Source organism: Serratia sp. EWG9 (genome assembly GCF_019913725.1).
Taxonomy (GTDB): Bacteria; Pseudomonadota; Gammaproteobacteria; order Enterobacterales; family Enterobacteriaceae; genus Serratia; species Serratia ureilytica.
Window position 1 is genome coordinate 1 of record NZ_JADNRO010000018.1, and the last position, 5,564, is coordinate 5,564.

Annotated in this window: 5 protein-coding genes, 4 tRNA genes and 1 other RNA gene; 8 read left to right on the top strand and 2 right to left on the bottom strand. The window is 51.9% G+C overall.

Translation table 11 applies throughout. The features are described 5' to 3' along the window. The first annotated feature begins 429 nt into the window (after positions 1-429). Together murB and birA are read left to right on the top strand one after the other, a co-directional pair. Positions 430-1,467, top strand: a complete 1,038-nt coding sequence (gene murB, locus ITX55_RS23775; RefSeq protein WP_089192346.1) for a UDP-N-acetylmuramate dehydrogenase — start codon at positions 430-432, stop codon at positions 1,465-1,467. Then, positions 1,464-2,426 (top strand): bifunctional biotin--[acetyl-CoA-carboxylase] ligase/biotin operon repressor BirA, encoded by a 963-nt coding sequence (birA, locus tag ITX55_RS23780; protein WP_033644354.1) that lies wholly within the window; start codon positions 1,464-1,466, stop codon positions 2,424-2,426. The genes murB and birA overlap by 4 nt, the downstream gene beginning before the upstream one ends. Before the next feature lie 48 nt (positions 2,427-2,474). Here birA and coaA read toward each other — a convergent pair whose 3' ends face one another. Both coaA and ITX55_RS23790 read right to left on the bottom strand, forming a co-directional pair. Beyond that, positions 2,475-3,425 (bottom strand): type I pantothenate kinase, encoded by a 951-nt coding sequence (gene coaA / locus ITX55_RS23785; protein WP_025304936.1) that lies wholly within the window; start codon positions 3,423-3,425, stop codon positions 2,475-2,477. Positions 3,426-3,644: 219 nt separating this feature from the next. After that, entirely contained in the window at positions 3,645-4,193 is a 549-nt protein-coding gene (locus tag ITX55_RS23790) for a GNAT family N-acetyltransferase (RefSeq protein WP_033644356.1), read from the bottom strand. A gap of 396 nt (positions 4,194-4,589) precedes the next feature. On the opposite strand from ITX55_RS23790, the gene ITX55_RS23795 reads away from it, so the two are divergent. The 6 genes from ITX55_RS23795 to ITX55_RS23820 form a co-directional block, all read left to right on the top strand. Further along, positions 4,590-4,665 (top strand) — tRNA-Thr (locus tag ITX55_RS23795). A gap of 25 nt (positions 4,666-4,690) precedes the next feature. Beyond that, positions 4,691-4,775: transfer RNA gene (locus ITX55_RS23800), tRNA-Tyr, on the top strand. A gap of 46 nt (positions 4,776-4,821) precedes the next feature. Then, positions 4,822-4,937, top strand: a non-coding RNA gene (locus ITX55_RS23805) — RtT sRNA. Positions 4,938-4,974: 37 nt separating this feature from the next. Beyond that, positions 4,975-5,049: transfer RNA gene (locus ITX55_RS23810), tRNA-Gly, on the top strand. Between the two features lie 6 nt (positions 5,050-5,055). Beyond that, a tRNA-Thr gene (locus ITX55_RS23815) sits at positions 5,056-5,131 on the top strand. Positions 5,132-5,240: 109 nt separating this feature from the next. Further along, positions 5,241-5,564: GTP-binding protein (locus ITX55_RS23820; RefSeq protein ID WP_032641063.1), on the top strand; the 324-nt coding region annotated here is incomplete at its 3' end.

The window sequence follows — 5,564 nt, forward strand, 5'->3', positions numbered from 1 at the left end:
GCGCCGATGGTAGTGTGGGGTCTCCCCATGCGAGAGTAGGACACTGCCAGGCATCAAACAAAGCCGAAAGCCCTGAACTGACGTTCAGGGCTTTTTGCTATGCGTAAAATAAATCCCCTGATCGTATCTATTGCTTAGAAAAATACCTATTTCAGCGGACGTTGCTTATTTACATAAGCACGTATAATGCTTTTGAGCAGGAGAATAACCAGCTCAATATATAATTGATAGATTCAGATTATTATTTAAATAATAAAAATGCCTATTTATGAACATGTTGATAAGAATTATCCTGTTATATCAAAGATAAATCCTAATTCTTCAGTGCATTACTCGATAAATTTCACGTTAATTAAAACAAATATTAGCCAGACGCTTCGAATCGAGTAGACTAAGCAAAAGATTATTTCCGCATGGGTACTGAACGTTATGTCTACTGAAAGCGCGTCTTTAAAAAACCACAATACTTTTGCGCTCCCGGTCAACGCAGCGCACCTGGTCATCGCCGATAGAATTGAGTTGATGCTCAAAGTCTGGCAACAAACGCGCAAGCGTCAGGAGCCACTGCTGATTCTCGGTGAAGGTAGCAACGTACTGTTCCTGGAAGACTTTTCGGGTACGGTCATGGTTAACCAACTAAAGGGCATCGATGTTCGAGAGGATAACGATGCCTGGTATCTCCATGTCAGCGCCGGTGAGAATTGGCACGATCTGGTGCAATATACGCTGCAGGCCGGGATCTGCGGGTTGGAGAACCTGGCGTTGATTCCTGGATTGGCCGGCTCCGCGCCTATCCAGAATATCGGTGCCTATGGCGTCGAATTGAAAGATGTCTGTGAGTATGTCGACCTGCTGGACTTCTCTACGGGTGCCATCGATCGCATTCCGGCAGCCGATTGTGGTTTCGGCTATCGGGAAAGCATTTTCAAACATCGCTTCCAAACTGGGCATGCCATTGTCGGGCTGGGTCTGCGTCTGGGCAAGCAGTGGCAACCCAAGTTGAGCTATGGCGATCTGGCCAAGCTGGATCCCGCCACGGTGACGCCACTTCAGGTATTCGAATCCGTATGTTCCATGCGCCGCAGCAAGCTGCCAGACCCGCGCGAAACCGGTAATGCCGGCAGTTTCTTCAAGAATCCGCTGGTGAACGCGGGGAAAGCCGCAGAACTCATCACACAATATCCCGGAATGCCGCATTATCCGCAGCAGGATGGTCAGGTGAAGCTGGCCGCTGGCTGGCTGATCGATCAGTGCGAACTGAAGGGGTATCGCATCGGTGGCGCAGCCGTACACCGCCAGCAGGCGCTGGTGCTGGTGAATATCGATAATGCGCATAGTCAGGATGTGGTGGCTCTGGCGCGCCATGTCCGTAAGACTGTGGCCGATAAATTTGGCGTATGGCTGGAACCTGAGGTGCGTTTCATTGGCGCAACTGGCGAATTGAACGCTGTGGTGGTGCTGTCATGAGAGATACCAAGGTCCCGTTAAAACTGATCGCGCTATTGGCCGACGGTGAATTCCATTCCGGGGAACAGCTCGGTGAGTCATTGGGCATGAGCCGCGCCGCGATCAATAAGCATATTCAAACCGTTCGCGAGTGGGGGCTGGATGTCTTTACTGTACCGGGGAAAGGATACAGCTTGCCTGCTCCCATGCAGCTATTGGAGGCGGAACGCATTCTTAGAGGGCTGGACGACAAGCGAGTTACCGTGCTGCCGGTCGTAGACTCTACCAATCAATATTTGCTGGATCGTATCGAAACGCTGCAATCTGGCGACGCCTGCATCGCTGAGTACCAACTGGCCGGCCGCGGTCGTCGTGGGCGTCAGTGGATTTCGCCGTTTGGCGCCAATTTATACCTGTCGATGTTTTGGCGATTGGAACAGGGGCCGGCTGCGGCGATGGGGCTGAGCCTGGTGATCGGCATGGTGATGGCGGAGGTCTTGCAGCGTCTTGGCGCTAAAGATGTGCGAGTCAAATGGCCCAACGATCTTTACCTGAACGATCGTAAATTGGCAGGGATCTTGGTCGAGTTGACGGGGAAAACCGGCGATGCGGCTCAGTTGGTCATCGGCGCCGGCATTAATTTGGCGATGCGGGATACCAATGCGAGTGGGATCAATCAAGGTTGGATCAACCTGCAAGAAGCCGGTATTAACATCGATCGTAATGAGCTGACCGCCACTCTGCTTAATGAATTGCGGCAGTCATTAAAACAATTCGAGATAGATGGGCTGGCGCCATTCATTGGCCGTTGGCGCACGCTGGATAATTTTATCGACAGACCGGTCAAACTGCTGATTGGCGAGCGACAGATTGTGGGTATCGCCCGGGGTATCGACGCGCAAGGTGCACTCCTGCTGGAACAAGAAGGGGAAATCAAACCCTTTATCGGCGGAGAGATATCGCTGCGCAGCGCGGAATAGTGAGAAAAGACAAGGGGACGGCAGCGTCCCCTTGATCGTTCGGTAGGCTTATTTTCTTAAACGCACGCTTTCAACGGCATGGTTGGCGCTTTTGGTCATAATCAGGCTCGCGCGTTCGCGGGTAGGCAGTATGTTCTGCTGCAAATTCAATCCATTGATTTCATTCCATAATTGCGTGGCGATATTAATCGCCTCCGGTTCCGGCAATTTTGAATAATTATGGAAATAAGAATCAGGATTGGAAAATGCGCCCTGACGGAATTTCAGGAAACGGTTGATATACCAGCTTTGCAATAGCGTCTCCGGCGCATCGACATATATAGAGAAGTCGACGAAGTCGGAAACGAATACGCGATGCGGATCGTGAGGATAATCCATACCGCTTTGCAATACGTTAAGCCCTTCCAGGATAAGAATGTCCGGCTGTTCGATGACTTTATTACCTTCGGGCACAACGTCATAGATCAAATGGGAATAAACCGGGGCGGTGACACGTTTGGCGCCGGATTTCACTTCCGACACGAACTTCACCAGGCTATGCATATCGTAAGACTGCGGGAAGCCTTTTTTCTTCATCAAACCGCGTTCGTTCAGCACCTTGTTTGGATGCAAGAAGCCGTCGGTCGTGATCAGCTCAACGCTGCGGTGTTCCGGCCAGCGGCTCAGCAGCGCCTGCAACAGACGTGCGGTCGTGCTCTTGCCGACGGCTACGCTGCCGGCGATGCCGATGACATAGGGAATCTTTTGCCCGTCGGTGCCGAGGAATTGTTCCAGTACCGCCTGCCGGCGCAGGTTGGAACTGATATAGAAGTTCAACAGTCGTGACAGCGGCAGATAAATCTGCGCAACTTCTTCCAACGAGAGATCTTCGTTAATCCCTTTCAGTTTAACGATCTCTTCTTCCGACAACGTCAGCGGCACCGAATCTCGCAACGCAGCCCACTGGGTACGATCGAACTGTAGGTAAGGCGTTGCTAAAGATTGATCTCTTTTTATCATAAGCCAAATTCTGCCTGTTAACGCAGGTTGGGAAAGGCGCCGGACGCCAACTCCAGAGAATAAACAAGCTGCATATTATAGACAGCTTCGTTTTTGGCGTAGACTTTTTTCGCAAAAGTTGTCGATAGGCAGCAGTTTATGTCAATTGTGCGAAGCGGCGCGCAGTTGATAAAGCGGGGTTGCAAGGCGGTATCATGGAGTCAGGATACCGCCTGAAGGTTAGCTGGCGATAGCGCGTGAAGACGGGGTCACGGTGAACAGACGTTTGTAATAAATGACGGTTGAGTGGTAATAGCCATCGGGTCCGGCCGCATAGTCAGGCATTTCACCCAGGCAGCGATAGCCCAGACTGCGATAAAGTGCTTCTGCCGCCGAACCGGCCTGTGTATCCAGATACAGTAGCCCGCGCTGCTGTTGCAGTGCTGCTTGCTCCAACGTCTTCATTAGCGCCAGGCCTACGCCGTTGCGGCGAGCGCGGCTATGAACCAGCAGTTTCACTACCTCCGCACGATTACGGCCATTCGGTTTCTGGCAGAGCTCGAGTTGAACGGTGCCAACGACGCCGCGTTCGTCGCGGGCAATCCACAATAGCAGCTCACCCTTGGCCAAGGCCGGACGCAGGCTGTGGAAGTAACTCTCGGCGTCTTCATGCGGGATTAAGGTGTCGTAGCCCACTGAAGCGCCGTGGGTGACCGCATCGGTCAACAGGCGAGCCAATTCATCGCGATAAATCGGGAGCGTAGCGGCGTTGATAGGCACTATTTTCATCGGTCATTCCTCCAGATATGGGGGTAATGAAGATAAGCAATAACTGCGCCAGAGCGATAAAAGGCATAGCCACGGCGAAAGAGCAAGGAATAAGTGTAGTTCACGCCACGAACCAGGGCAGCCATCCTCTTTTTGGTGCATCGATCCCGCTCACGGTTTACCGCCGTGGGTTACGTGTTTTGAGAAGCCCGACACGGAGAAAGGGGCGTTCAAAGCTTGCAAAAAGTGGATAAAATTGTAGAGAATGATTGCCGCAAGTGATGAATGTTTGCACGCCACAGGCTGCGAATTGCATGACAGCATGCAAAATTGACTGATTTATGAGCGAAAGTGCGCGTAAAGCAATTTTTTTGTTGCATAGGTCGCCCGCTCTACCTAGAATGCGCTGCACTTGATGCCGGCTTAGCTCAGTAGGTAGAGCAACTGACTTGTAATCAGTAGGTCACCAGTTCGATTCCGGTAGCCGGCACCATTCAAGTCACAAGTAGTTAAAATCTGGTGGGGTTCCCGAGCGGCCAAAGGGAGCAGACTGTAAATCTGCCGTCACAGACTTCGAAGGTTCGAATCCTTCCCCCACCACCAAATCTTGCCTTCGGCGATTAACTGAGATGCGATAAACACCGCAACGGTTGATGGCGGGAGGAGAGGGCGAAAGCCTTCGGCAAGGTTCGAGTTGTGCAGCGCGAGGCGCAGCCGGCCCGAAGGATACGAGCCGAGTGATGAACAATCCTGCTCTATCCCCAAAATTCTACAGAAAAATCAGGTAGCCGAGTTCCAGGATGCGGGCATCGTATAATGGCTATTACCTCAGCCTTCCAAGCTGATGATGTGGGTTCGATTCCCACTGCCCGCTCCAAGATGTGCTGATATAGCTCAGTTGGTAGAGCGCACCCTTGGTAAGGGTGAGGTCGGCAGTTCGAATCTGCCTATCAGCACCACTTCTTAATTTCTCGCCCCCTGATTTTCTTTCTGTTCTGGATTCAACGAGCAAATGCTTGGTTGATGTGGTGATACCACCGATTTATCCGTGTCTTAGAGGGACAATCGATGTCTAAAGAAAAGTTTGAACGTACAAAACCGCACGTTAACGTCGGTACTATCGGCCACGTTGACCACGGTAAAACTACCCTGACTGCAGCGATCACTACCGTACTGGCTAAAACCTACGGCGGTTCTGCACGTGCTTTCGACCAGATCGATAACGCACCAGAAGAAAAAGCTCGTGGTATCACCATCAACACCTCTCACGTTGAGTATGACACCCCGACTCGCCACTACGCGCACGTTGACTGCCCAGGGCACGCCGACTACGTGAAAAACATGATCACCGGTGCTGCTCAGATGGACGGCGCGATCCTGGTAGTTGCTGCG